Source organism: Streptomyces sp. NPDC001781 (assembly GCF_053596035.1).
The window spans coordinates 16,282-40,771 of sequence record NZ_JBSFFI010000033.1; the positions used below are offsets into that span (position 1 = coordinate 16,282).

Annotated in this window: 22 protein-coding genes; 12 read left to right on the forward strand and 10 right to left on the reverse strand. The window is 73.9% G+C overall.

Going from position 1 to position 24,490, the window contains the following annotated elements; all coding sequences use genetic code 11:
• Positions 1–33 precede the first annotated feature (33 nt).
• Entirely contained in the window at positions 34–1,185 is a 1,152-nt protein-coding gene (locus ACWCV3_RS24795) for an ROK family protein (protein ID WP_451228151.1), read from the forward strand.
• 81 nt (positions 1,186–1,266) lie between these two features.
• Here ACWCV3_RS24795 and ACWCV3_RS24800 read toward each other — a convergent pair whose 3' ends face one another.
• Positions 1,267–2,025: a GntR family transcriptional regulator gene (locus tag ACWCV3_RS24800; protein WP_451228154.1), complete on the reverse strand. Its 759-nt coding sequence runs from the start codon at positions 2,023–2,025 to the stop codon at positions 1,267–1,269.
• 155 nt (positions 2,026–2,180) lie between these two features.
• On the reverse strand, positions 2,181–3,095 hold the full coding sequence (locus tag ACWCV3_RS24805; RefSeq protein WP_451228157.1) for an RNA polymerase sigma-70 factor: 915 nt from the start codon (positions 3,093–3,095) through the stop codon (positions 2,181–2,183).
• 395 nt (positions 3,096–3,490) lie between these two features.
• Between ACWCV3_RS24805 and ACWCV3_RS24810 the strand changes: the two genes are divergently transcribed.
• Both ACWCV3_RS24810 and ACWCV3_RS24815 read left to right on the forward strand, forming a co-directional pair.
• The gene (locus ACWCV3_RS24810) at positions 3,491–4,336 is read left to right on the forward strand and encodes an alpha/beta fold hydrolase (RefSeq protein WP_451228160.1); all 846 of its coding nucleotides are present in this window, start codon (positions 3,491–3,493) and stop codon (positions 4,334–4,336) included.
• 282 nt (positions 4,337–4,618) lie between these two features.
• Complete coding sequence (locus ACWCV3_RS24815; RefSeq protein WP_451228261.1) at positions 4,619–5,965, forward strand: GNAT family N-acetyltransferase; 1,347 nt, start codon at positions 4,619–4,621, stop codon at positions 5,963–5,965.
• A gap of 75 nt (positions 5,966–6,040) precedes the next feature.
• On the opposite strand, the gene ACWCV3_RS24820 is transcribed toward ACWCV3_RS24815, so the two are convergent.
• Complete coding sequence (locus ACWCV3_RS24820) at positions 6,041–7,231, reverse strand: trans-sulfuration enzyme family protein (RefSeq protein ID WP_451228163.1); 1,191 nt, start codon at positions 7,229–7,231, stop codon at positions 6,041–6,043.
• A gap of 59 nt (positions 7,232–7,290) precedes the next feature.
• Between ACWCV3_RS24820 and ACWCV3_RS24825 the strand changes: the two genes are divergently transcribed.
• The 6 genes from ACWCV3_RS24825 to ACWCV3_RS24850 all read left to right on the forward strand — a co-directional run bounded on the left by ACWCV3_RS24825 (position 7,291) and on the right by ACWCV3_RS24850 (position 13,310).
• On the forward strand, positions 7,291–7,776 hold the full coding sequence (locus ACWCV3_RS24825) for an Lrp/AsnC family transcriptional regulator (protein ID WP_451228165.1): 486 nt from the start codon (positions 7,291–7,293) through the stop codon (positions 7,774–7,776).
• 53 nt (positions 7,777–7,829) lie between these two features.
• Complete coding sequence (locus tag ACWCV3_RS24830) at positions 7,830–9,518, forward strand: DUF885 domain-containing protein (RefSeq protein WP_451228168.1); 1,689 nt, start codon at positions 7,830–7,832, stop codon at positions 9,516–9,518.
• Between the two features lie 90 nt (positions 9,519–9,608).
• Complete coding sequence (locus ACWCV3_RS24835; RefSeq protein ID WP_451228171.1) at positions 9,609–10,280, forward strand: hypothetical protein; 672 nt, start codon at positions 9,609–9,611, stop codon at positions 10,278–10,280.
• Positions 10,281–10,387: 107 nt separating this feature from the next.
• Positions 10,388–10,648, forward strand: coding sequence for a ferredoxin (locus ACWCV3_RS24840; RefSeq protein ID WP_451228174.1), 261 nt, complete (start codon positions 10,388–10,390; stop codon positions 10,646–10,648).
• Positions 10,638–12,029 (forward strand): NAD(P)/FAD-dependent oxidoreductase, encoded by a 1,392-nt coding sequence (locus ACWCV3_RS24845; protein WP_451228177.1) that lies wholly within the window; start codon positions 10,638–10,640, stop codon positions 12,027–12,029. The genes ACWCV3_RS24840 and ACWCV3_RS24845 overlap by 11 nt, the downstream gene beginning before the upstream one ends.
• 42 nt (positions 12,030–12,071) lie before the next feature.
• A complete protein-coding gene (locus ACWCV3_RS24850; protein ID WP_451228180.1) occupies positions 12,072–13,310 on the forward strand; it encodes a cytochrome P450 in 1,239 nt (412 codons plus the stop codon).
• Between the two features lie 6 nt (positions 13,311–13,316).
• Here the strand turns inward: ACWCV3_RS24850 and ACWCV3_RS24855 are convergent, their stop codons facing one another.
• The 3 genes from ACWCV3_RS24855 to ACWCV3_RS24865 form a co-directional block, all read right to left on the reverse strand.
• The gene (locus ACWCV3_RS24855; protein WP_451228183.1) at positions 13,317–16,307 is read right to left on the reverse strand and encodes an AAA family ATPase; all 2,991 of its coding nucleotides are present in this window, start codon (positions 16,305–16,307) and stop codon (positions 13,317–13,319) included.
• Positions 16,304–17,467: an exonuclease SbcCD subunit D gene (locus ACWCV3_RS24860; RefSeq protein WP_451228186.1), complete on the reverse strand. Its 1,164-nt coding sequence runs from the start codon at positions 17,465–17,467 to the stop codon at positions 16,304–16,306. Before ACWCV3_RS24860 ends, ACWCV3_RS24855 begins: the two co-directional genes overlap by 4 nt.
• A 79-nt stretch (positions 17,468–17,546) precedes the next feature.
• Entirely contained in the window at positions 17,547–18,173 is a 627-nt protein-coding gene (locus ACWCV3_RS24865) for a YigZ family protein (RefSeq protein WP_451228189.1), read from the reverse strand.
• Between the two features lie 123 nt (positions 18,174–18,296).
• Between ACWCV3_RS24865 and ACWCV3_RS24870 the strand changes: the two genes are divergently transcribed.
• Complete coding sequence (locus ACWCV3_RS24870; RefSeq protein ID WP_451228192.1) at positions 18,297–20,279, forward strand: amino acid transporter; 1,983 nt, start codon at positions 18,297–18,299, stop codon at positions 20,277–20,279.
• A gap of 4 nt (positions 20,280–20,283) precedes the next feature.
• Here ACWCV3_RS24870 and ACWCV3_RS24875 read toward each other — a convergent pair whose 3' ends face one another.
• A complete protein-coding gene (locus tag ACWCV3_RS24875; protein WP_451228195.1) occupies positions 20,284–21,015 on the reverse strand; it encodes a hypothetical protein in 732 nt (243 codons plus the stop codon).
• Between the two features lie 140 nt (positions 21,016–21,155).
• Between ACWCV3_RS24875 and ACWCV3_RS24880 the strand changes: the two genes are divergently transcribed.
• Positions 21,156–21,563: a CoA-binding protein gene (locus ACWCV3_RS24880; RefSeq protein WP_451228263.1), complete on the forward strand. Its 408-nt coding sequence runs from the start codon at positions 21,156–21,158 to the stop codon at positions 21,561–21,563.
• Positions 21,564–21,691: 128 nt separating this feature from the next.
• Here ACWCV3_RS24880 and ACWCV3_RS24885 read toward each other — a convergent pair whose 3' ends face one another.
• The 3 genes from ACWCV3_RS24885 to ACWCV3_RS24895 form a co-directional block, all read right to left on the reverse strand.
• Positions 21,692–22,246 carry a YbaK/EbsC family protein gene (locus ACWCV3_RS24885; protein WP_451228198.1) on the reverse strand — a complete coding sequence of 185 codons (555 nt, stop codon included), beginning with the start codon at positions 22,244–22,246 and terminating at the stop codon, positions 21,692–21,694.
• 33 nt (positions 22,247–22,279) lie between these two features.
• Complete coding sequence (locus ACWCV3_RS24890; RefSeq protein WP_451228266.1) at positions 22,280–22,852, reverse strand: helix-turn-helix domain-containing protein; 573 nt, start codon at positions 22,850–22,852, stop codon at positions 22,280–22,282.
• A gap of 164 nt (positions 22,853–23,016) precedes the next feature.
• Positions 23,017–23,805, reverse strand: a complete 789-nt coding sequence (locus tag ACWCV3_RS24895) for an acyltransferase (RefSeq protein ID WP_451228201.1) — start codon at positions 23,803–23,805, stop codon at positions 23,017–23,019.
• A gap of 155 nt (positions 23,806–23,960) precedes the next feature.
• Here ACWCV3_RS24895 and ACWCV3_RS24900 point away from each other — a divergent pair, with 155 nt between their 5' ends.
• Positions 23,961–24,488 carry a gamma carbonic anhydrase family protein gene (locus ACWCV3_RS24900; RefSeq protein WP_451228204.1) on the forward strand — a complete coding sequence of 176 codons (528 nt, stop codon included), beginning with the start codon at positions 23,961–23,963 and terminating at the stop codon, positions 24,486–24,488.
• Positions 24,489–24,490 lie beyond the last annotated feature (2 nt).

Consider the following 24,490-nt stretch of genomic DNA (forward strand, 5'->3'; position numbering starts at 1 on the left):
CCCACACACGCCCGCGAGCTGGGAGGACGGACCGTGGGGCAGTTGACCGGTGGCGATCCCTCGCTGCTGCGGAGGATCAACTCCGCGGTGGTGCTGCGCGCGCTGCGCGACACCGACTGCGCGACGCTCACGGAGATCACCCGGGCGACCGGGCTGTCCCGGCCGACCGTCGAGGGGGTCGTGGAGGGCCTGGCCGAGGCGGGGCTGGTGGTGGAGCGGGCGGCCGAGGAGGGCACCACACGCCGTCAGGGACGGCCTGCGCGCCGGTTCCGGTTCCGGGCCGAGGCGGGGCACCTGCTGGGGCTGGAGATCGGCGCGCACCGGGTGGTCGCGGTCGTCTCCGACCTGGACGGGCGGGTGCTGGGCACGCAGACCCGCGACGTCGACGAGAAGGCGCCGGCCGGCGAGCGGCTGGAGAGGCTGCGCGGCACGGTCGCCGAGCTGCTGCGCCACACCGGCGTCCCGCGGGGCTCGCTGCGCGCGGTGGGCGTCGGGACTCCGGGCATCGTGGAGGCCGACGGAACGGTTCGCCTGGGCACCGCGCTGCCCCAGTGGACCGGGCTCCACCTGGGCGAGCGGCTAAGCCGCTCCTTCCGGTGCCCGGTGCTGGTGGAGAACGACGCCAATGTGGCCGCCGTGGCCGAGCACTGGCAGGGCGCCGCCCAGGGCACCGACGACGTGGTGTTCGTGCTGGCCGGGCTGAGTCCGGGCGCCGGTTCGCTGATCGGCGGCCGGCTGCACCGGGGGCACGGCGGCGCCGCCGGGGAGATCGGCGCGCTGCACCTGCTGGGGCGGGAGGCCACCCCCGAGGCACTGCTGTCCACCACGGACGAGCCGCTGCCGCCGCTGGACGAGCAGGCGGTCACCGAGGTCTTCGCGCTGGCGCGCGAGGGCGACGGCTCGGCGCTGGCGGCGGTGGACCGGTTCATCCAGCGGCTGGTGCACGACGTGGCCGCCCTGGTGCTGGCGCTCGACCCGGCACTGGTGGTGGTGGGCGGCTGGGCGGCCGGTCTGGACGGGGTCCTCGATCCGCTCCGCCGCGAACTGGCCCGCTACTGTCTGCGGCCCCCGGCCGTGGCGCTGTCCCGGCTGGGCGAGGCCGTGGTGGCCACCGGCGCGCTGCGGCTGGCGCTGGACCACGTGGAACGGCAGTTGTTCGCGGTGGAGGGCGCCGTCGGGGCGTGAGGTCCCCGACGCGTGGCGCCCGCATGCCGCGCGCCTGGCGGGGTTCCGGGGCGCGGCGGTGGGTGTGCGGTGCGGGTGCGCTCAGGAGGCGCGCTGCTCCGGGTCGTGGCGTATCTCGACGTCCGGGGTGTCGCCGAAGGTGAGACGGCAGGTGTCGGCGCGGTAGGTGGCCACGCCGAGCGCCGCGGTCCGGCCCCCGGCGGCGAACCGGGTGGTGACCACGAGGACGGGTGAGCCGGGCAGCCGGTCGAGTTCCTTCGCGTCCTCGACGCCGGCCGAGCCCAGCTCCACCGCGCGGTCCTGGCCGTCCAGTTCGAGCCGCTGGAGTTCGCGCAGCACCGCACGGGCGCGGGCCGGCCCCAAGGGCGCGTCGATCGCGCTCAGGTCGGGCACCGAGGCGACCGGGATGTACAGCAGCTCGGTGGCGACGCGCCGGCCCTGCGACATCCGGAAGCGGCGTACGAGGTGCACCTCTTCGGTGCCGGTGTCCAGGGCGGACGCGACCGGGGCGGGCGGCAGGGCCGGCTCGCAGTCCATCGGCTGCCAGGCGTCGTCACCGGTGCCGGGCCAGGTCTGGCGACCGGTACCGAGGGCGACGCCGACGCGCGGCGGCGCGACGGTCGTGCCGACCCCCCTGCGGCGCTGCAGGCGCCCCTCCAGCTCGAGTTGATCCAGCGCCTGCCGGAGCGTGGCGCGGGCGACTCCGAACCGGGCGGCGAGATCGCGCTCGTTCGGCAGGATCTCGCCCACCGAGAACTCGGAGTCCAGCGCCTGGCTCAGCACGGTCTTGAGGTGCAAGTACTTCGGCTCCGGCACCGTTTCCAGCTGCGTGGTCCCCACCCTGTCCTCCGCAAGTGCCGTGCTCCGGCGGTTTTGGCGCCCTTGTTTATTAAAGGTTGTTGCAGTTCTTTGCGACCATAGGGCGGCCCTGATCCTTGGTCAAGACCAATTGTCCCATCCTTGCCCGGTCGCCCGGCGCCGTGGTGACCGAGGGTTCACATGGAGTTCGCACGCCCCCGGCGTCCGCCCTCGGTGAGGACGCACAGCTTGTCGGGATTGCGGATGATGTAGACGGCGCTGACCGCGCCGTCGGTGATGCCGAGCTGGAACAGCGTGTCCGGCCGGCCCTCCGACAGCACGAGGACCGCGACACCGCCGTTCACCTCGATGAACCGGTGGGTCATGCCGGGCAGCGGGTTCTTCGAGGACACCCCCGCCAGGAAGCGCGCCACCTTGTCGGCGCTGAACAGCACCCGCACCGGCGCCTTGGCCTTGCCCCCGCTGTCGCCGACCAGACGGGCGTCCGGCGCGAGCAGGGACATCAGCCCGTCGAGGTCACCCTCCGTGGCCGCGGCGAGGAACCGCTCGGTCAGTCTCCGGCGCTGGGCGGGATCCACGTCGTAGCGCGGCCGGCGCTCCTCCACGTGCCTGCGGGCCCGCGCGGCCAGCTGCCGTACCGCGGGCTCGCCCCGGTCGAGCAGCTCCGCGATCTCGGCGTACGGATAGCCGAACGCCTCCCGCAGCACGAACACCGCGCGCTCCAGGGGGGACAGCGACTCCAGGACGACGAGGACGGCCACGGACACGGAGTCGGCGAGCAGTGCCCGGTCGGCGGTGTCCGGAACGGTGTCGCCGAAGTCGGTGGTGTAGGGCTCGGGCAGCCAGGGGCCGACGTACGCCTCGCCGCGCGTCCTGACCTGGCGGAGCCGGTCCAGGGCCAGCCGGGTGGTGACGCGGACCAGGTAGGCGCGGGGTTCGCGGACCTCGGCGCGGTCGGCGCGGGACCAGCGCAGCCAGGCGTCCTGCACCACGTCCTCGGCGTCCGCCACGCGGCCCAGCATGCGGTAGGCGACGCCGGTCAGCAGCGGCCGGTTCTCCTCGAACACATCGATCGCGGTCTCGGTCGTCACAGTTCCCATCCCATCCCGGCGCACCCGCCGGTGTCCAGACGGATTCGGTCGTTCCTGGCGCGTCGCGGAGCCCGCCGGGGCGGGGCCGGAGGGGCGGGCGAAGGCCTGGGATCACCCGCTCGCACACCGTCGGCCGGGGGAACGCGGTGAGCATCCGGGACGCCGTCGTCACCGCCCCTGGTGACCGCCCGCGGCGGGTGGAGCTGCCGGGGAGCGTCGCCGCCCGCGTTCGTGCGCACGGTCCGGTTGCCACGGCGGCGGCCTGCTTCGCCGAGGCGGCCGCCCATCCGAAGTCGGCCCGGTCGCGTGACACGGCACCGCGGGGCTACCCGCCGGTAGCAATTGCTGACAAGCTGTCTACGGCCTCCGTCAGCAGCCGTACCGAGGAGCTTCGCATGTCCGCCACCGTCTCCTTCAAGGTTCCCGCCCCGGCCGGGACGAAAGATGTGACCGTCTCGTACCAGCGGGTGGGGCGGGGTGATCCGCTGGTGCTGCTGCACGGCATCGGGCACCACCGGCAGGCGTGGGACCCGGTGGTGGACATCCTGGCGACCGAGCGCGAGGTGATCGCCGTGGACCTCCCCGGCTTCGGCGCCTCCCCGGACCTGCCCAGCGGCCTCGTCCACGATCTGCCGACGATCAACTCCGTACTGGGCGCGCTGTTCGAGGCCCTGGAGCTGGACCGCCCGCACGTGGCGGGGAACTCACTCGGCGGACTGCTCGCGCTGGAGCTGGGCCGCGAGAAGAGCGTACGGTCCGTCACCGCGCTGGCCCCGGCCGGGTTCTGGACCGAGGCCGAGCGGCGGTACGCCTTCGGGGTGCTCCTCACCATGCGCGGGCTGGCCCAGCGGCTGCCGCTGCCGGTGGTGGAGCGGATGTCCCGCAGCGCGGCCGGGCGCACGGCGCTGACCAGCACCATCTACCGGCGTCCCGGGCGCCGCACCCCGGAGGCGGTGGTCGCGGAGACACTGGCGCTGGCCGGGGCCACCGCGTTCGAGGCGACGCTGCGCACCGGTACCACGGTGCGGTTCACCGACCCGGTGGCAGGCGTCCCGGTCACCGTGGCATGGGGCGCGCACGACCGGATCCTGCTGCGCCGCCAGGGGGTGCGGGCCAAGCGGATCATCCCGCACGCCCGGCTGGTCCGGCTGCCCGGATGCGGGCACGTCCCGATGAACGACGACCCGGCGCTCGTCGCCCGCGTCATCCTCGACGGCAGCAGCCGCGCCGCCGGCGTCTGACGTCCCGTACCCTCGACGACGTGTCGCGCACCGGCGTCATCCCCCGGCGCGCGGCACGTCAACTGTGTTTGTGAGCACGCACTTTGATGAGGCGTCCACCGGTGGTGAGAAGTGCGGCGAATCCGGGCACAACCACGCTTTACCCGTCGGTTACAGCGCGTTCGTGATCACGCAACACCATTCCTGCACAGTGGCCGCATGACTGCGGACTTCTCCCGAACGAACCGGAAACCCGCGCGGCGGACGACGCGGGGCGCGGCCCGGAACCGGCACGGACGTCCCGTGCACCACTGGCGGCGGGACCTCGTCGAACTCGCGGCCCTGTTCACGGCCGTCGCGGTGGCCGACGCGACGGCGAACCTGATCGGGCACGGCCCCGACGGCCCGGCCCTGCTGCTGATCTCGGCGCTCGCCCTGGCCGCGACGGCCGGGTTCCACACCTGGTGGGCCCGGCGCCATGTGCACGCACCACCCACCGGTGAGGAAGGCGATACCGGCGCCCGGCCGAGCGCGTCCGCGCATCCGGCCGGGCCGTCCGCGCAAGGGGGCCCCGGCGCCCTGTGGCGGATGCGGACGACCGTACGGGACGAGCCGGGCTCGCTGGCCGCCCTGTGCACGGCGCTGGCCACGCACCGGGTCGACATCCTGAGCCTCCAGACGCATCCGCTGGCCGACGGCACGGTGGACGAGTTCCTGCTGCGGGCCCCGGACTCCCTGGCGGTCGCCGAACTGACCCGGGTCGTCGCGGAGTCGGGCGGCAGGTCCACCTGGACCGAGCGTGCCGACGCCCATGATCTGGTAGACGCTCCCACCCGCGTCCTGGGCCTCGCCGCCCGCACCGCGCTGGACGCGGCGGAGCTTCCTCTGGCCCTGCGCCAGCTGCTCGGCCGGTGCACGATCCGCTCGCTGCCCGCCGGCTCGGGCGAGCCGGTCCCCGCCGAGGGGGTGCTGGAGGACACCGGCTTGCGTCTGCGGGCGCCGGGCGGCGGAGTGCTCAGCGTGGAACGGCCGTATCCGCCCTTCACACCGACCGAGTTCGCGCGGGCGCGGGCGCTGGTGGAGCTGGACAGCCGCCTCGGCCCGCGCATCCCGCGCTCCCATGACGTGCTGACGCTGCCCGAGGGCAACGCGATCACCGTGCGCCGGGTGGACACCGGCGACCTGGACGCGGCCCGGGCGATGCACGAGCGCTGCTCGGACCGCACCCTGGACCTGCGCTACCACGGGCCGGTACGCGACGCCGACCGCTACCTGAACCACCTGCTCAGCCCGCGCTTCGGCCGCACCCTGGCCGCGCAGACCGCCTCGGGCCGGCTGGTCGGCCTCGGTCATCTGCTGTGGGACGGCGAGGAGACCGAGGTCGCCCTGCTGGTCGAGGACGACTGGCAGCGGCGCGGTGTCGGCACCGAGTTGCTGGAGCGGCTGGTGCGGATGGCGGTGGAGGCGGGCTGCGCGAGCGTGTACGCGGTGACCCGGTCCGCCAACACCGGGATGGTCGCGGCCATGCGCGGACTCGGGCTGCCGCTGGACTACCAGGTCGAGGAGGGCACGCTCGTGATCACCGCCCGGCTGGGCCCGGCCCGCTCCAGCGCCCCTTCGAGGCGCGGCGAGGAGCAGCTGAGGCTCTGACCTCCCGGTACGGCGGACGGCCCGGCGGTGACCACCCGCCGGGCCGTCGTGCTGGCAACCCCTGCCGAGACCGTCTCAGTTGACGGCCTCGTGCAGCGGCACCGGAACCCGGACCCGCTCCCCCAGCGCGGCGGACAGATCGGCCCACAGATCCTCGACGTCCTCCAGGCCGACCGAGAGCCGCAGCAGCCGGTCACCCACCCCGGCACTGTGCCGGTCGGCGGTGTCCACGATGCGGTGGCTGATGGACGCGGGGTGCTGGATGAGTGTGTCGACGCTGCCCAGACTGACCGCCGGGGTGATCAGCCGGACGCGGGCGATCACCTCGTGCGGGTCGTCGTGCACCTCGAAGGCGACCATCGCTCCACCCAGCTTCGGGTAGTGGACGTGGTTCACGCGCGGGTCGTCGGCGAGCCTGCGGGCCAGCTCGGCGGCGGTCGCGGAGGCCGCGCGGACCCGGACCGGCAGCGTGGCGAGACCGCGCAGCAGGAGATAGCCGGCCAGCGGGTGCAGCACCCCGCCGGTGGCGAACCGTATCCGTCGCAGCTGTCCGGCGAACTCCTCGTCGCAGGCCACCACTCCGGCCATGACGTCACCGTGCCCGCCGAGGTACTTGGTGGCGCTGTGCAGCACCAGCCGGGCGCCGTGCTCTGCGGGGCGCTGCAGCACGGGGGTGGCGAAGGTGTTGTCGACGAGCAGCGGGACGGTCCCGCAGGAGTGGGCGACGGCCCGGATGTCGACCTCGGCGAGTGTCGGGTTGGCCGGGGACTCCACCAGCACCAGACCGGTGTCGGGGCGCAGCGCGTCCGCGATCCCGGCCGGGTCGGTCCAGGTGACCTCGGTGCCCAGCAGCCCGGCGGTCAGCAGGTGGTCGCTGCATCCGTACAGCGGCCGGACCGCGACCACATGGCGCAGGCCGGCGGCCGAGCGGGCGAGCAGCACGGCGCTGAGCGCGGCCATGCCGCTGGCGAACGCGACGGCGGACTCGGTGCCTTCGAGGCGGGCGAGTCCGGTCTCGAAGCGGGCCACGGTCGGGTTGCCGAGCCGGGCGTAGACGGGCGGTCCCCCGGGGAGGACGCCCTCGGCCGCGAAGGCGTCGATGCGGGCGGCCTCGTCCCGGCTGTCGTGGGACGGGTAGGTGGTGGAGAGATCGATGGGCGGGGTGTGCAGGCCCTGTGCGGTCAGGTCCTCCCGGCCGGCGTGCACGGCCTCGGTGGCCAGTGCCCTGCGTACGGTGTCGGCGGCGCCGTTGCTGCTCGATTCCATGACCGAAGGGTGAACACCGGACGGGCTCAGGTGGTGGGAACCCGTGTTACGTTCGGCCGGTGGACGCCTCCGTCGTACTGGATCCGGTCGATCTGCAGCTGCTCCGGCTGCTGCAGAACGACGCCCGGACCACGTACCGCGACCTCGCCGCGCAGGTCGGGGTGGCGCCGTCGACCTGTCTGGACCGGGTGGCCCGGCTGCGCCGGTCCGGCGTGATCCTCGGCCACCGGCTCCGGCTGGACCCTGCGAAGCTGGGCCGGGGCTTGCAGGCGCTGTTGTCGGTGCAGGTCAGACCGCACCGGCGGGAGCTGGTCGGGCCGTTCGTGGAGCGGGTGCGGGCGCTGCCGGAGACGCGGACGGTGTTCCATCTGACCGGCCCGGACGACTACCTGGTGCATGTGGCGGTCGCCGACATGGCCGACCTCCAGCGGCTGGTGCTGGACGAGTTCACCTCCCGGCGCGAAGTGGCGCGGGTGGAGACCCGGTTGATCTTCCAGCAGTGGGAGTGCGGGCCGCTGCTGCCGCCGGGTCATGCCGAGAGCTGAAAACGCCGGTGCTCGGGTGACGCGGACGCGGCTCGGGTATCAGGATGGGCGCCATGTCCGACACCAAGAGCTTGCTGCCCCGTCAGGTCGCCGACGCCTATGTGGACGACCTTCTAGCCCTCGACCCGGTCACCGGCACCTATCTCGGTGTGAAGGTGAGTTCCAGCCGGTTGCCCGACTACTCCCCCGCCGGCCAGGAGGCGCGGGCCGCTCTGGCGCGCACGACGCTCGCCCGGCTGGACGAGGCCGAACGCCTGCCCGGCGCGGACAGTGACGCCGAGCGCCGCTGCGGGCGGCTGCTGCGGGAGCGGCTGACCGCCGAACTGGCCATGCACGACGCTCACGAACATCTGCGCGCGGTCGGCAACATGCACACACCGGGCCACTCCGTGCGGGACATCTTCACCGTGACCCCGCAGGAGACGGAGGAGGACTGGTCGGCCCTCGCCGAGCGGCTCCGCGCGGTCCCGGCCGCCTACGAGGGCTACCGCGCCTCCCTCGCCCTCGGTCTGGAGCGCGGCCTGTACGCGGCGCCACGGCCGACGGCCACCTTCGTCGGGCAGCTCACCGAATGGGCGGACACCGGTGAAGGGCGCGGCTGGTTCGAGGACTTCGCCGCGGCCGGCCCCGACTCGCTGCGCGCGGAGCTGGACGACGCGGCCCGCGCGGCGACGGCGTCGGTGGCCTCCCTGCGCGACTGGATGCGGGACGTGTACGCCCCGGCCGTCGCGGACGCGCCGAACACGGTGGGCCGTGAGCGGTACGCCCGCTGCGCGCGCTACTTCAACGGCATCGACCTCGACCTCGACGAGGCGTACGCCTACGGCTGGGCGGAGTTCCACCGGCTGCTCGGCGAGATGCAGAAGGAGGCGCAGAAGGTGCTGCCGGACGCCGGGACGCCCTGGGTCGCGCTGGCGCACCTGGACGAGCACGGCCGGCACATCGAGGGCGTGGACGAGGTCCGGGAATGGCTTCAGGGCCTGATGGACCGTGCCATCGCGGACCTGGACGGCACCCATTTCGAACTCGCCGAGCGGGTGAAGCGCGTGGAGTCCCGTATCGCCCCGCCGGGCGGAGCCGCGGCTCCCTACTACACGGGCCCCTCCGAGGACTTCTCCCGGCCGGGCCGGACCTGGCTGCCCACGATGGGCGAGACCCGGTTCCCGGTGTACGACCTGGTGTCCACCTGGTACCACGAGGGCGTCCCCGGCCATCACCTCCAGATCGCCCAGTGGGCGCACGTCGCGGCGGACCTGTCCCGCTACCAGGCCACGGTCGGCATGGTCAGCGCCAACGCCGAGGGCTGGGCGCTCTACGCGGAACGGCTGATGGACGAGCTGGGCTATCTCACGGACGCGGAGGAGCGGCTCGGTTATCTGGATGCGCAGATGATGCGCGCGGTCCGGGTGATCATCGACATCGGCATGCACCTGGAGCTGGAGATTCCGGCGGACTCGCCGTTCCACCCGGGTGAGCGGTGGACGCCGGAGCTGGCGGAGGAGTTCTTCCGGGCGCACAGCAGCCGTCCGGCGGACTTCGTGGTGAGCGAGCTGACCCGCTATCTGACGATGCCGGGCCAGGCGATCGGCTACAAGCTCGGCGAACGGGCCTGGCTGCTGGGCCGGGAGCGGGCGCGGGAGCGGTACGGCGACTCCTTCGACCCGAAGGCGTGGCACATGGCGGCGCTGTCCCAGGGTTCGCTCGGCCTGGACGACCTGGTGGACGAGCTTTCCCGGCTCTGAGTGGGCCGTACGGCCCTGCCCGGGTGGCAAGTCCCCCGTACCGGCTGCTTGCTGGTGCGGGGGCTGTCGCTCGATGGAGGTGGGCCGCTCATGCAGCGCAAGGGACCTGACCAGGGGGCTCTGGAGACGCCCGGGGCGGCCGGGCTGGCCGGGGTGGTGTTCGCGCTGCTGCTGACGGCGACGATCGTGCTGATGCGGCTCGGTATCCCCGAGGGGGGCGACGCGAGCGAGGCCGCGGGGTTCACGGATTCCACCCGGCGGGACGCGGTACGGGTGGCGCTGGCGCTGATCCCGTTCGCGGGCATCTTCTTCCTGTGGTTCGTCGGCGCGGTGCGCGCGCACGTCGGCGACGCCGAGGACCGGTTCCTGGCGACCGTGCTGCTGGGCAGCGGTCTGGTCTTCACCGCCACCCTGTTCGGCGGGGCCGCCGCCGCCACGGCGGTGCTGAGCGTGGCCCACCCCGCCGGCAGCACGCCCTCGCCGGCCGCCTGGGACTTCGGCCGGCATTTCGCGTACACGCTGATGACGGACTACGCGACGCGGATGGCGGCCGTCTTCGTGTCGTCGATGTCGGTGATCGGCATGCGGATGGGTGTGCTGCCGCGCTGGCTGACCGCGGTGGGCGCGGTGACGGCGCTGGTACTGCTCTTCGTCGCTTCCAACGTGCCCTGGACGGACCTGGTCTTCCCCGCCTGGTCGCTGCTGCTCAGCGGACACATCCTGCTGGCCGGCAGGCGCCGGCGGCGGGAGTCCCGGAGCTGACCGGCTCACCCGATCGGTGCCTCCCGGCGCGCGGCCCGGGCACCGGCGCGCCGATGCTTGCGGTCGGGGGACGACCTGAGCGGACCACCGGAAAGGGCGCAGCGTCGATGCGGATCGTCGTCGATCTCAACAAGTGCCAGGGATACGCCCAGTGCGCGTTCCTCGCCCCCGACGTGTTCACCATGCACGGCGAGGAGGCTCTGCTGTACAACCCGCTCGCCGCCGAGGAGGAGCGGGACGCGGTCGCCCGTGCGGCCGCCGCCTGCCCGGTGCGGGCGATCACGGTGGAAGGTCTGCGCGAGGGCGCGGCCGTCGAGCCCGTGCAGGTCTTCTCCGGTGCCGGCCGGGAGGCGCGCGATGGCCGCTGACTACGCGGACTGGCTGCGCCGCGAGGGCCGCATCGTGATCGTCGGCGCCTCGCTGGCCGGGCTCCGGGCGGCGGAGACGCTGCGCGCGGAAGGCTTCACCGGCTCCCTCACCCTGATCGGCGACGAGCCGTACGAGCCGTACGACCGGCCGCCGCTGTCCAAGGGGGTGCTGCTCGGCAAGGCGTCCCCGCGGCACACCGAGCTGCCCCGGCGCCGGCGCCTGGACGCCCAGTGGCGGCTCGGGGTCCCGGCGGCCGGGCTGGATCTGACGGGCAAGCGGGTGCTCCTCGCCGACGGCGAGGAGGTGGAGTACGACCGGCTGCTGATCGCCACCGGGGTGCGCGCCCGGCCCTGGCCGGTGGCGGAGGAGGCCGAACTGGACGGCGTCTTCGTGCTGCGCACCCGGGACGACGCGGTCGCCCTCACCGAGCGGCTGCGGGCCGGCGCGAAGCGGGTGGTGGTGATCGGTGCCGGGTTCGCCGGGTCCGAGGTTGCCTCCGCCTGCCGGGAGATGGGTCTCGAGGTCACGGTCGCCGAACGCGCGGGAGCGCCTCTGGTGGGGGCGCTCGGCGGGGTGATCGGGGCGGTCGCGGCCGACCTCCAGCTCGAGAACGGCATCGACCTGCGCACCCATGTCACCGTGACCGCGATCGAGGGCGACCCGATGGGCCGGGTGCGGTCGGTGCACCTGTCCGACGAGAGCGTGGTCGAGGCGGACGTGGTGGTGGTCTCGCTGGGCTCGCTGCGCAACACGGAGTGGCTGTCCGGCTCGGGGCTCGGCGCGGGACCGCGCGGAATCGCGAGCGACGCGGGGTGCCGGGCGTTCGACTTCCGGGGGATCGTCACGGACGACGTGTTCGTCGCCGGTGACGTCGCCCGCTCCCCGCACGCGCTGTTCGGCTACCAGTTCCTGTCGCTGGAGCACTGGGGCAACGCGGTGGCGCAGGCGGAGACGGCCGCGCACAACATGATCTGCTCCGCCTCCGACCGGCGCCCGCACCTGTGGATGCCCGCGTTCTGGTCCTCGCAGTTCGGGGTGAACATCAAGTCGGTGGGTGTGCCGCCCATGGGCGACGAGCTGATGATCATCCAGGGGTCCACGGCCGAGCGCCGGTTCGTCGGCGTGTACGGGTACAAGGGCCGGATCGTGGCCGCCGTGACCTTCGACAACGCCCGCTGGCTGGAGTACTGCCAGCGGCAGATCGAGCAGGGCGCGCCCTTCCCGGTGGAGTACCCGACGGTGGACCGGCGCCCCGAGGGGCGCAAGGCGGTCCCGGCCGACTTCCCCGACCCGTCCCTGCCGACCCACGGCCCGACCGTGACCCTCAGCGGTTACTCACCGGCCGACCGCCAGCTCGTCTTCACTCCCGGCCACCACTGACCGCCGTCCGGCCCCGCCGCCCCGACGCTCCAAGGAACTGCCATGACCGAACCCTCGCTGGTGGCCCGGATCACCGACTTCGCCAACCGCGCCGACCCCTACCCGCTCTACGCCGAGCTGCGCCGCACCCCCGTGCTGCACGAGGAGGCGGACGGCCCCTACGTCATCTCCTCCTACTGGGACATCGAGAGCCTGCTGCACGATCCCCGGGTCAGCTCGGACGCGGCGAACATGGCGGCGGCGGGCGCGGACGAGCTGAACCAGGCGGAGGCCACCGGGCTGCCGCCGTCGTTCATCCGGCTGGACCCGCCGGAGCACGACCGGCTGCGGCGTATCGCCAACAGCGCGTTCGGGCCGCCGCACAAGCCTCGCCGGGTCGACGACATGCGGGGCGAACTGCACGGGATCGTCGCCGAGCTGATCGACGGGCTGGCGGGCGAGACCGAGATCGACCTGGTGGACCAGTTCGCCTATCCGTTCCCGGTGACGGTGATCTGCCGGCTGCTGGGGGTGCCCCGCGAGGACGAGCCCCGTTTCCGGTCCTGGGTGGACCCGCTGGTGGCGAGCCTCGACCCGGAGACCCGGCAGGGCGCCGACCCCGACTTCGTGCAGAGGACGCAGGAGGCACGTACCCAGCTCGGCATGTACCTGGCCGGGCTGGTGGAGGAGCGCACCAAGGACCCGCGCGACGACATGCTGTCCGACCTCGCCGGCGGGAAGGGCCCGGACGGTGCCATGACCATGATGGAGGTGCTCAGCACGGCCGTACTGCTGCTGATCGCCGGTCACGAGACCACCGTCAACCTGATCGCCAACGGCATGCTGACCCTGCTGCGCCATCCCGAGTACCTCCGGCGGCTGCGCGACGAGCCGGAGCTGGCGGTGAACATCGTGGAGGAGCTGCTGCGCTACGAGCCTCCGGTGCAGCTCGTGCCGCAGCGCACCTGCATCACCGACATCGAGGTGCGCGGGGTGACGATCCCCAAGGGCTCCCGGCTCTGGCTGATGCTGGCCGCGGGCAACCGGGACCCGGAGCGCTTCAAGGACCCCGAGCGCTTCGACCCCGACCGGGACGACCTCCAGCACCTCGGGTTCGGCAGCGGCATCCACAGTTGCTTCGGCGCGCCGCTGGCGCGGCTGGAGGCGCAGATCGCGCTGGCCGAGCTGGCGCGGCGGCTGGAGAACCCCCGGCTGGTGGCGGACCCGCCGCCGTACCGGCCGAACGCCGTGCTGCGCGGGCCGCGCCATCTGCCGCTCACCATCGACGGGGTGCTGTCCTGAGTCCTGTCAGATCCCGCGCGGGCGCAGTGACGACCCGGTCCGGTCCTTGACGACCTCCAGCCGGGCGTGGATGCGGCGGCGCAGGTCGCCGACATGGCTGACGATGCCGACGCTGCGGTCCCGTTCGCGCAGCGAGTCCAGCACGTCGAGGACCTCGTCGAGCGTCTGGTCGTCCAGGCTGCCGAAACCCTCGTCGATGAAGAGGGTGTCGAGCCGGACCCCGCCCGCCTCGCCGGTTACCACGTCGGCGAGGCCGAGGGCGAGCGCGAGCGAGGCGAAGAACGTCTCGCCGCCGGACAGGGTCGCGGTGTCCCGCTCCCGGCCGGTCCACGCGTCCACGACGTGCAGCCCGAGGCCGCTGCGGCCGCGCCCGCTGCGGCCGTCGGAGTGGACGAGGGTGTAGCGCCCGGCGGACATCAGCCGCAGGCGCGCGGTCGCGGCGGCGGCGACCTGTTCGAGCCGGGCGGCCAGGACGTACGACTCCAGGCGCATCCGGCGCTCGTTGTCCGCACTGGTGCCGGCCGCGAGGGCGGCGAGCCCGGCCACCCGGTCGTACTCCTCGCGCAGCGGGGCGAGGCGCCGGGCGCCGTCCTCGGCACGGGCGGAGAGCCGGTCCAGCTCGGTGGTGCGGCGTGCGGCCTCGTCGCGGGCGGAGACGGCCTCCCGCAGCCGTCGCTCGGCTCCGGCGGCACGGTCCCCCGTAGCGACGAGATCGGCGGGGGCCTGCTCGGAGGCCGCCACCGTCTCGGGCTCGGCGAGGACGGCGCGTACGGCGGACTCCTCCGACTGCCACTCGTCCAGGCGGTGCTGGAGGGCGCGATGGGTTGCGGGGTCCAGCAGGGCCGCTGCCGCGGCGGCCGGGGTGTCGAAGCCCGCGCGGTAGGCGGCGTCGGCCAGGCGGGCGTCGGCGTCCTTCAGACGGACGGCCGCCTCCTCGGCCGTACGGGCGGCGTCGGCGGCCTCGGTGAGCACGGCCGCCAGCCGCTCCAGCTGGGCGGCGCGGACGGCGACGCTCTCGGCGGCTCCGCGCGCCTGCGTCAACTCGGCTTCGAGGATGACCTGTTCGCGGTCGAGGGTGTCGCGCCGGGTCAGCCTGGCGGCACTCCGCACGGCGGCCTCCTGGCGTGCCTGGAGCCGCCGTTCACGTTCCCCCTCGGCCCGGCGCAGCTCCTCGTGCGCCGCGTGCAGGGCGGAGGCGTCCCGGCGGGCCTGTTCGAACTCCTTGTCCAGCTCGGTGACTTCGGCGGCGACACGGTCGGCCGGGACGTCCCCGACCTCGGCGGTGACGGCTTTCAGGCCGGCTTGCAGCTCGGTCGCGCGACGCTCGTGCTCGGCGTGCTTCCGTTCGGCCTGCTGGTGTTCGTCGAAGGCGTGCTGCTCGGCCTCCCGGTCCACGTGACCGGCGTCCTTGCGGGCCGGGGCGGGGTGCTCGGTGGCCCCGCAGACGGCGCAGGGGGCGCCTTCGCTGAGGTGGGCGGCCAGCTCGGCGGCGATCCCGGTCAGGCGCTGTTCCCTGAGGTCGAGCCAGTCTCCCCGCAGCTTCTGGGCGCGCCGCCCGGAGTCGAGCGCCTGCCGCTCGGCGGCCGCGGCCTCCGAGGCCAGCCGGTCGCGACGGCGGGCCGCGTCGAGCCGCCGCCGGGCGGGATCGCGGCGGGCGGCGAGTGCCTCGGCGCGGGAGGCCGCCTCCTGGGCCGCGCCGATGCGCTCCTGGAGGGCGGCGCGGGCGGGCTCCCAGCCGTCGAGCCACGCGTCCGCCTCGCGGCCGGTGTCCTCGTCCGCGCGCTCCTCCCGGTCGAGCCCGTCACGCTCGGCGAGCAGTTCGGTGAGCCGGTGCTCGGCGCGACGGGCGGAGGCGAGGCCGCCCAGCTCCTCGGCCACCCGCCGGGCCGCGGCCGCGAGACCCGGGGCGCCGGAGCCCGCCTGGTCCGCCGGCAGCGCGCGCCGGGCGTTCGCCTCCTCCAGGGCCGCCCGCCGGTGGGCGTTCTCCGCGTCCTCGCGCAGTTCCAGCGCCGGTGCCACGGTCTCCGCCTTGCGGCCGCGCTCCATGCGGGCCCGCGTCTCCTCGTACTCCCCCGCCTGCTCCGCGAGCCGCGCGGCACGCTCCCGGGCCCCGGCGAACCGCTGCTGGAGCCGGGCGAGTTCGCGGGCCGCGGCCAGCTCCTCCTGGGCGCGGGTGTGGGCGGACTCGGCGGCGGTGAGCCCGCAGCGAGCGACGGTGAGGAGTTCGCGGGCGGTGCTGCGGGCGACGGCCGCCGACGCGAGGACGGCGACGGCGAGCCCCGGGTCGCCCGGTTCGAGGCCCGGCAGCTCCATGGCGTCACCGGCGGCCTGCTGCATGCGGTGGGCGTCGGCGAGCAGCGCGGTGTCGCCCTCGCGCACCCGTGCCTCGGCGGCCCGCCTGCGTTCGGCGAGCCGCTTCTCGACGTCCGCGAAGCGCCGGGTGTCGAAGAGCCGGCCCAGCAGCCTGCCGCGTGCCTCGGCGTCGGCGCGCAGGAAGCGGGCGAAGTCGCCCTGGGGCAGGAGGACGACCTGGCAGAACTGTTCGCGGCTCATGCCGAGGAGCTGGGTGATCTCCTCGCCGATCTCGTTGTGCGAGCGGCTGAGGTCCTTCCAGGTGCCGCGCACGGCGTCGTACTCGCGCAGCCAGGTCTGGGCCTTGTCCAGGGTGGTGCCGGTGCCGCGCTTCTTGGGGCGCTCCCAGGGGGGCTGCCGGGTGATCTCCAACCGTCTTCCGGCCACGGTGAGTTCGAGCCGCACCTCGGTGCGGGTGCCCGGTTCGGCGTGGTCGCTGCGCAGGTGGGCGCCCTGGGCGCCCTGCCGGGCACCGGGGACGGAGCCGTAGAGGGCGTAGCAGACGGCGTCCAGGACGGAGGTCTTCCCTGCGCCGGTCGGACCGTGCAGCAGGAAGAGTCCGGCGCCGGAGAGCGCGTCGAAGTCGACGCTCTGGGAGCCGCCGAAGGGGCCGAAAGCGGTGATGTCGAGCCGGTGCAGCCTCATCGGGCGACCTCCCGCACCGCGTCGTCGGCGCGCACGGCGTCGAAGGCGTCGCGCAGCACCTCGGCCTCCCGCGTGTCGGGGGCCGCGCCGCGCACGTGGGCGACGAAGTCCTCGGCGATCTGCTGGTCGCCGCGGCCGGCGAGGCGCCGGGCGTAGGACACGGCCGGGTCGTCCGGGGCTCGGTCGGGCGCGAAGACGAGGCTGAGGGTGTGCGGGAAGCGGGCGGCGATCCGGGCCATCGGGTCGGCGGGCCGGACGGCGTCGGTGAGGGTGGCCTCGACCCAGGCGTTCTCGTGGCGGCTGAGCGCGGGGTCGGCGAGCAGCTCCTCCAGCGTGCCCCGGAGGCGGGCCAGCGGGCGCGGCACCGGGCAGTCGAGGCGCTCGGCGGTGACAGCGCCCCCGGCGTCCAGGTCGACCAGCCACATGCTCTTGCGCTGGTCGGCCTCGGAGAAGGAGTAGGCGAGCGGGGAGCCGGAGTAGCGGACGCGCTCACTGATCCGCTGGCAGCCGTGCAGATGACCGAGGGCTACGTAGTCGACTCCGGCGAAGACCCCGGCGGGTACCGCGGCGACTCCGCCGACGGTGATGTCCCGTTCGCTGTCGCTGGCCTCGCCGCCGGTGACGAAGGCGTGGGCGAGGACGACGGACCGGGTGCCGGGGGCGCGGCCGGCCAGGTCGCCGCGCACCCGGTCCATGGCGGCGGCGAGCACGGTCTCGTGACCGGCCTTCGGCACGGCGAACTCGTCCTTCACCAGGGCGGGTTCGAGGTAGGGCAGCCCGTAGAAGGCGACGTCGCCGTGGTCGTCGGCGAGGATCACGGGGGTGCCGACGGCGGCCGGGTCGGTGCGCAGGTGGATGCCCGCGCGGTCGATGAGTCCGGCACCGACCCCGAGGCGGCGGGCCGAGTCGTGGTTGCCGGAGATCATCACGGTGGGCACGCCCAGGCCGGCGAGCCGGTGCAGGGCGCTGTCGAACAGCTCGACCGCGGCCAGTGGGGGCACCGCGCGGTCGTACACGTCTCCCGACACCACGACGGCGTCCACGGCCCGCTCGCGCACGGTGGCGAGGAGGTGACCGATGAACTCGGCCTGGGCGCCGAGCATGCCCACCCGGTGGAAGGCCCGGCCGAGATGCCAGTCGGAGGTGTGCAGGAGTCTCATGGACCCCGAGACTAACGGCCGGGTCGGACAACGCGCCCCGGTCGCTTCGGATTTGAGCGTTATGCCCGATTGGCCCGGTTCAGGCGTCCCCGTACGCCTCTCCACCCAGTTCCAGGCCCGCGGACCCGGCCGTGGCGTCCGCGAGCCAGCCGCGGAAGGCGTCGACGTCGGCGTCGGGAAGGGCGATGTCGATGGCGACCGCCTCGCCGTAGCGGACGTCGCGGACCTCGCGGCCGGTGGCGCGGAGGTCGTTCTGCACCTTGCCCGCGCGCTGGTGGTCGACGGTCACCGTGGCCAGCCGGTAGCGGCGCCGGGTACGGGTGCCGACCGCGTCCAGCGCCTCGCCGACCGAGCCGCCGTAGGCCCGGATCAGGCCGCCCGCGCCGAGCTTCACCCCGCCGTAGTACCGGGTGACGACGGCGACCACGTACCGCATGTCGCGGCGCAGCAGCATCTGCAGCATGGGCACTCCGGCGGTGCCGCCGGGCTCGCCGTCGTCGCTGGCCTTCTGGATGGAGGCGTCGGCACCGATGACGTAGGCCCAGCAGTTGTGCGTGGCGTCGGCGTGCTCCTTGCGGACCCCGGCGATGAACTCCTGCGCCTCCTGCTCGGTGGCCGCCGGGGCGAGCGCGCACAGGAAGCGGGAGCGGTTGATCTCGGTCTCGTGCACGCCCGCGCGGGCCACTGTGCGGTACTCGTCCTGCATCGTGCCAGCCTATGCGGAGCGCCGCGCACCGCCGCCGCCGGTGTGCGGGGGAGGATGCGGGGCAGACGCGCTCAGCGATCGGGCGGCCCGCGCGGTCGGCCGCGGGTGAGGAGGCAGCAGCGTATGACCAGCGTCCCCGTGCGGCCGACGGAACCCGGCGGACCGGCCCCGGACTCCGTGCGGGCCCGCTGCCGGAGCTGGCTGCTGGAGGGGCTGAGCGAGCGGACCGCCCGGCATCCGGGGCCGCACCGCACCGCGCACCGGGAGCACGAGGGCCACCGGTGGTGGCGGGTGATGTGCCTGACCGGCGTCGACTACTTCTCCACTCTTGGCTACCAGCCCGGGATCGCCGCCCTCGCGGCCGGCGCCCTCTCCCCGCTGGCCACCCTGGTGCTGATCGCGCTGACCCTGTTCGGCGCGCTCCCGGTGTACCGCAGGGTCGCGCACGAGAGCCCGCACGGCGAGGGCTCGATCGCCATGCTGGAGCGGCTGCTGTCCTGGTGGTCGGCGAAGATCCTGGTGCTGGTGCTGCTGGGGTTCGCCGCCACCGACTTCATGATCACCATCACGCTGTCCTCGGCGGACGCGGCGGCCCACGTGACGGAGAACCCGTTCGCCCCGCACTGGACGGAGGGCGAGGGTGTCTGGATCACCCTGGTTCTGCTCGTGCTGCTCGGCGCCGTCTTCCTCAAGGGCTTCCAGGAGGCCATCGGAATCGGCGTCGTCCTGGTCGCCGTCTATCTCGCGCTCAACGTGGTGGTGCTCGCCGTCTGTGCCTACCAGGTCCTCACCCATCCGGTGCGGATCGAGGACTGGACGCGTCTGATGACGGCGGAGCACTCCTCCCCGCTCGCCATGCTCGGCGTGGCCCTGCTGGTCTTCCCCAAGCTCGCGCTCGGCATGTCCGGCTTCGAGACCGGTGTGGCGGTCATGCCGCAGATCAAGGGCGGCTCCCAGGACACCTACGAGAACCCGGCGGGCCGCATCCGGGGCGCCCGCAAACTGCTCACCACCGCCGCGCTGATCATGAGCTGCCTGCTGCTGCTCTCCAGCCTGGCGACGACGATCCTGATCCCCGAGAAGGACTTCCAGGCCGGCGGTCCGGCCAATGGACGAGCCCTCGCCTATCTCGCCCACCAGTACCTCGGCGAGATCTTCGGCACGGTGTACGACCTGTCGACCATCGCCATCCTGTGGTTCGCGGGCGCCTCCGCGATGGCCGGCCTGCTCAACCTGGTCCCGCGCTACCTGCCCCGCTACGGCATGGCCCCGGAGTGGACGCGCGCGGTACGGCCGCTGGTGCTGGTGTTCCTGGTGGCGGCCGTGCTGATCACCCTGTGGTTCCACGCGAGCGTGGACGCGCAGAGCGGGGCGTACGCGACCGGCGTACTGGTCCTGATGCTCTCCGCCGCCTTCGCCTCCACGGTCGCGGTGCACCGGCGCGGGCACAGAGCGGCCGCCCTCGGCTTCGGCACCATCACCGCGGTCTTCGCGTACACCCTGGTCGCCAACGTGATCGAGCGGCCCGACGGCATCAAGATCGCCTCCATCTTCATCGTGCTGATCATGCTGACCTCGCTCGGCTCGCGGGCGCACCGCGCCTTCGAACTCCGCGCCACCGACGTGGTGTTCGACGATGCCGCGCTCCGCATCGTCGACGAGGCCGCCGAACAGGGCCCGCTCCAGCTCATCGCCAACGAGCCGCAGGAGCACAGCAGGCGGGAGTACCGGGAGAAGGAGCGCGAGCAGCGCCAGCACACCCGGCTCCCCAAGGGCGCCTCGGCGGTGTTCCTGGAGGTGTTCGTGCGGGACTCCTCCGACTTCACCACCGAGATCGCCGTCCACGGCGACGAGAAGCACGGGGTACGGCGGCTGCGCGTGGACGGGCCGACGGTGCCCAACACCATCGCGGCGGTCCTGCTCGCCCTGCGCGAGCGCACCGGCAAGGTGCCGCACGCCTACTTCAGCTGGACCGAGGGCAACCCGATCGGCCGCCTGCTCCAGTTCCTGGTCTTCGGCGAGGGCGAGACCGCCCCGGTCACCCGCGAGGTACTGCGCCGCGCGGAACCGGACCCGGAGCGCAGGCCCTGGGTGCACGTGGGCTGAGCACTCAGCCGGGGTTGCCCAGCTCGCCCGCGAGGTCGAGGGCGAGCAGGCGGTCCGCGTAGAGGAAGGTCTCGAAGCGGGCGCCGTCGGGGAGGTCCGGGACGTTCGCCACGTCCCGCAGCACCGCGAGGACGCCGGGCAGGTCGAGGTCGTTCTCCCAGGCCGCGCGCAGCCGGGTCCGCACCTCCTCCGGCACCGGGCGCGAGGGCTGGTTCGCCCAGCGGGCCACCCCGGTCCGCCACTCGGCGGCGGTCCGCGCGGCGCCCTGAAGCGCGCCGGCGTCCAGAGCGGCGGGCTCGTCGCGCGGGACGGAGAGCAGGGCCAGGCGCAGGGCGCCGGGGTCCGCCAGAAGTTCCTGGACGTCCTCCCCGCTCCACTCGGCCGGTGCGACGGCGACCACCACTCCGGCGCCGGGCGGCTCCTCGTTCGCGGCCCGCACGTGCACCACCTGGGCCTCCCCCAGGCCCGATGCGACATCCCGGCTGTCCTCGAACGGACGGATGCTCAACGCCGTCGCTGCCGCGCCGAGTTCGGCCCGTTCACGGGGTGCGGTCAGCATCGTCCAGACGGGGGTGCCGCCCAGTTCCAGGGCGCGGACGAGGAGATCGGCCGTGAGCAGCACCCGCAGCGCCGTCAGGTCGAGGCCGCCCGCGTGGGCCTCCACTCGGGTCAGGCCCCGGCGGGCGGGGGTGGCGGGAACGGACTCGCCGGTCCGGGCGTCCAGGATGCGCAGCACCCTGCGAGCGTAGGCGTGCCAGGGCCCGGACGCAGCACCTGGCGCCGATTCCGGACAGCGTGGCGGGCAGGCGGGGGAATCGGCGGGCGGCGGGCGCTGTTGTCCCGACGGCACAGTTCCCGCGCTTGGAGGAGGCCGCCGTGTACGGCGACGAGGCGACGATCCGCACCATTCTGACCGGCCTGGGCGACACCTGGGCGGTGGTCGGCCTCTCCGGCAACCGGAACCGGGCCGCCTACGGGGTCGCCGAGGTGCTGCGCCGGCACGGCAAGCGGGTGGTCCCGGTGCACCCGAAGGCCGAGCCGGTGTCGGGCGAGCAGGGGTACGCGAGCCTCGCCGACATCCCGTTCGACGTGGACGTGGTCGACGTGTTCGTCAACAGCGAGCTGGCCGGCGTGGTCGCCGACGAGGCGGTCGCCAAGGGCGCCCGCGCGGTCTGGTTCCAGCTCGGCGTGGTGGACGAGGCGGCGTACGAGCGGACGCGGAAGGCCGGTCTGGAGATGGTGATGGACGCCTGCCCGGCTATCGAGATCCCCCGCCTGGGCTGAAGGCTTCGGCCGGTGCCGTGCCTCGCGAGGCGGAGGAGGGCGTCATGGCGGAGCCATGGCAACCGACGACAACGCGGCGAGGGGCGGCACCGGCCGTCGCGAGCCCGGCATGATCCGGACGAGGGGCCCTAGATGCCCAGCCCCTCGATCACGACCGCGCCGGGGATCTGAGCGAACGCCTTGCCCGGTACCAGGAGTTTGCCGCGCCGGCGGCCGCTGCCGACCAGGGTGTAGGGCAGGTCCAGCAGGGCGGAGTCGACCAGCACCGGCCAGGCGGCGGGGAGTCCGATCGGGGTGATGCCGCCGTACTCCATGCCGGTCTCCCCGGTGGCCAGGTCCATGGGGGCGAACGACGCCTTGCGGGCGCCCAGTTGACGGCGGACCGCGCCGTTGACGTCGACCTTGGTCCGGGACAGCACCAGGCAGGCGGCCAGCGTTGTCTCGCCACCGCGCTTGCCCGCGACCACCACGCAGTTGGCGCTCAGCTCGGGCAGGTCGGCGCCGTAGTGCCGGACGAACACGGCGGTGTCCGCGAGGTCGGGGTCGGTGTCGACGTACAGGATCTGCTCGGCCGGGACGGACCCCCGCCAGTTCCGTACCGCCTCCGCCACCGGTGCCGTCAGTTCGGCCAGGGCCTCGGGGGCGGGTACGGCGTTGTCGAAGTCTCCGATGGGGGCGCGCATGGCGGCACCGTAGCAGCCGTCGGCGCGCTCCCTTCAGCGCACCGGAGGCACGGACACCGCCATCACCATCCGCGTCGGTACGTCGCCCTCGTTGCCGTAGGCGTGCGGGGTGTCCGCCTCGAAGGTGACGCTGGCCCCGGCAGGGACCGCGTGCCGCACCCCGTCGACCTCCAGGGTGAGTTCACCGGAGGTGACGTGGACCATCTCGACCGTGCCGGAGGGGTGCGGGTCGGCGCAGCTCCGCTCGCCCGGCATCAGGTTCCAGTCCCACAGCTCCAGCGGGCCGGGCGCCTCGGTGCCGGCCAGCAGCCGGTTGTAGCTGCCGCCCTCGGTCTGCCAGAGCCGGACCGCCTGGTCGGCGGGGACGATCCGGACGCGCGGCCCCTGTTCGTGGTCGAGCAGGGTGGTGACGCTGATCCCGAGCGCGTCACCGATCTTGACGACGGTGCCGATGCTGGGGTTGGTCCGGGCCTGCTCGATCTGGATGAGCATGCCCCGGCTGACCCCGGCGCGGGCGGCCAGCGTGTCCAGCGTGAAACCGCGCTCGGTGCGCCAGCGGCGGACGTTGCGCGCCAGGGACCGGGTCAGCAGGTCGAGGTCCGCCACGTCACGTCCCTTGCAGATGACATCGGGGGGCACAGAGGCCACCGGGGCCTCGTCGGTCACGGGAGGGAATGACCGGATCAGGTGCACGGGACGGCGGCACGCCGCACCCGGCCGTGCACCGCACTGTACTGCGCGGTGCGGTACGGAGCACGCGCCCGCTCCGGTCAGGCCCTGGGGTGAGACGCCCCCCAGCCCTCCGCGTCCAGCTCGGCGAGCTGCTCGACCTGTGCCTCGTCCAGCGCGGCCAGCGCACCCAGTTGCGCGCCGGTGACCCCGGCGGGGGGCGGCACGGGCGCGGGGGTGCGCAGCGGCGGCTGCCAGCCCTCCTCGGGGGTCCAGCGCCGTACCACGCGGGCGGGCGCCCCGGCGACCACGGCGTGGTCCGGAACCGTGCCGCGCACCACCGAGCCGGCCGCGACCACCACGTTCCGGCCGATCCGGGCACCGGGCAGGATCACCGCTCCGGTGCCGATCCAGCAGCCGGGGCCGATCTCCACGGGCTCCATCCGGGGCCACTGCCGGCCGATGGGCTCGTGCGGGTCGTCGTAGGAGTGGTTGGTGGAGGTGACGTAGACGTACGGGCCGAAGTAGCAGTCGCGCCCGATGGTGACCGTGGTGTCCGCGATGACGTGGCTGCCCCGGCCGAGGACCACGCCGTCGCCGATGCGCAGGATCGGGTCGGGGCCGAGGTCGAGGTCGGGCATGAGACCGGCGGTGAGGGTGACCTGCTCGCCGATGATGCAGTGCGATCCGAGGGTGATCCAGGCCTCGCCGAAGACCGTGCCGAGCGGGAAGGCGAGCCGGGTCGCCTCGCCCATCGCGCCGAACCGGAAGCGGCCCGGATGCCCGGCGGTGACCGCGCCCCGGCGCTGCGCCCAGCCCCACACGGCATGGACGGCACGCTGGGCGAGCCCCTGCCGCCAGGAGGAGAAGGTGTTCTTGGGCTTCGGCACCCGCCCACGTTACTCAGCGGTCACTCGACGCGCGGCGCCGTACCGTTGTGATCTTCACCCCATCCGGCCGGCCCCGCGATGCCCTACCGTGCGCGGGGAGACCGCCCGGCGCGGTCCGGCCCGATTTTCGCCCGGCAGAGAGACGGTGGACACGGATGACGCACAAGGCCCTGGTCGTGGACATCGGCGGCAGGGAACCGGAGATCGCCCCGGAGGCGTTCGTGGCTCCCAACGCCACGGTGATCGGTGACGTGACCCTGCGGGCGGGCGCGAGCGTCTGGTACGGGGCCGTGGTGCGCGGTGATGTCGAGCGGATCACCGTCGGCGCGGACGCCAACATCCAGGACAACGTCACCCTGCACGCCGACCCCGGCTTCCCGCTGGCGATCGGCGAGCGGGTCTCCGTCGGCCACAACGCGGTCGTGCACGGTGCCACGGTCGAGGACGACTGCCTGATCGGGATGGGCGCGACCGTGCTCAACGGCGCGGTGATCGGCGCCGGTTCCCTGGTCGCCGCCCAGGCACTCGTCCCGCAGGGGATGGTCGTGCCGCCCGGTTCGCTGGTGGCGGGGGTCCCCGCGAAGGTCCGCCGGGAGCTGACGGAGGAGGAGCGGCAGGGCATCACCCTGAACGGCACGCTGTACGCGGACCTGGCGAAGACGCACCGGGCCGTGCACGAGTAGGC

Coding starts and splice junctions, on each gene's coding strand:
- ACWCV3_RS24885 (WP_451228198.1), bottom strand. CDS start 22,246: ATGCGCGCCCCCATCGGAGACTTCGACAACGCCGTACCCGCCCCCGAG.
- ACWCV3_RS24810 (WP_451228160.1), top strand. CDS start 3,491: ATGTCCGCCACCGTCTCCTTCAAGGTTCCCGCCCCGGCCGGGACGAAA.
- ACWCV3_RS24850 (WP_451228180.1), top strand. CDS start 12,072: ATGACCGAACCCTCGCTGGTGGCCCGGATCACCGACTTCGCCAACCGC.
- ACWCV3_RS24830 (WP_451228168.1), top strand. CDS start 7,830: ATGTCCGACACCAAGAGCTTGCTGCCCCGTCAGGTCGCCGACGCCTAT.
- ACWCV3_RS24860 (WP_451228186.1), bottom strand. CDS start 17,467: ATGAGACTCCTGCACACCTCCGACTGGCATCTCGGCCGGGCCTTCCAC.
- ACWCV3_RS24870 (WP_451228192.1), top strand. CDS start 18,297: ATGACCAGCGTCCCCGTGCGGCCGACGGAACCCGGCGGACCGGCCCCG.
- ACWCV3_RS24820 (WP_451228163.1), bottom strand. CDS start 7,231: ATGGAATCGAGCAGCAACGGCGCCGCCGACACCGTACGCAGGGCACTG.
- ACWCV3_RS24835 (WP_451228171.1), top strand. CDS start 9,609: ATGCAGCGCAAGGGACCTGACCAGGGGGCTCTGGAGACGCCCGGGGCG.
- ACWCV3_RS24900 (WP_451228204.1), top strand. CDS start 23,961: ATGACGCACAAGGCCCTGGTCGTGGACATCGGCGGCAGGGAACCGGAG.
- ACWCV3_RS24855 (WP_451228183.1), bottom strand. CDS start 16,307: ATGAGGCTGCACCGGCTCGACATCACCGCTTTCGGCCCCTTCGGCGGC.
- ACWCV3_RS24840 (WP_451228174.1), top strand. CDS start 10,388: ATGCGGATCGTCGTCGATCTCAACAAGTGCCAGGGATACGCCCAGTGC.
- ACWCV3_RS24845 (WP_451228177.1), top strand. CDS start 10,638: ATGGCCGCTGACTACGCGGACTGGCTGCGCCGCGAGGGCCGCATCGTG.
- ACWCV3_RS24865 (WP_451228189.1), bottom strand. CDS start 18,173: ATGCAGGACGAGTACCGCACAGTGGCCCGCGCGGGCGTGCACGAGACC.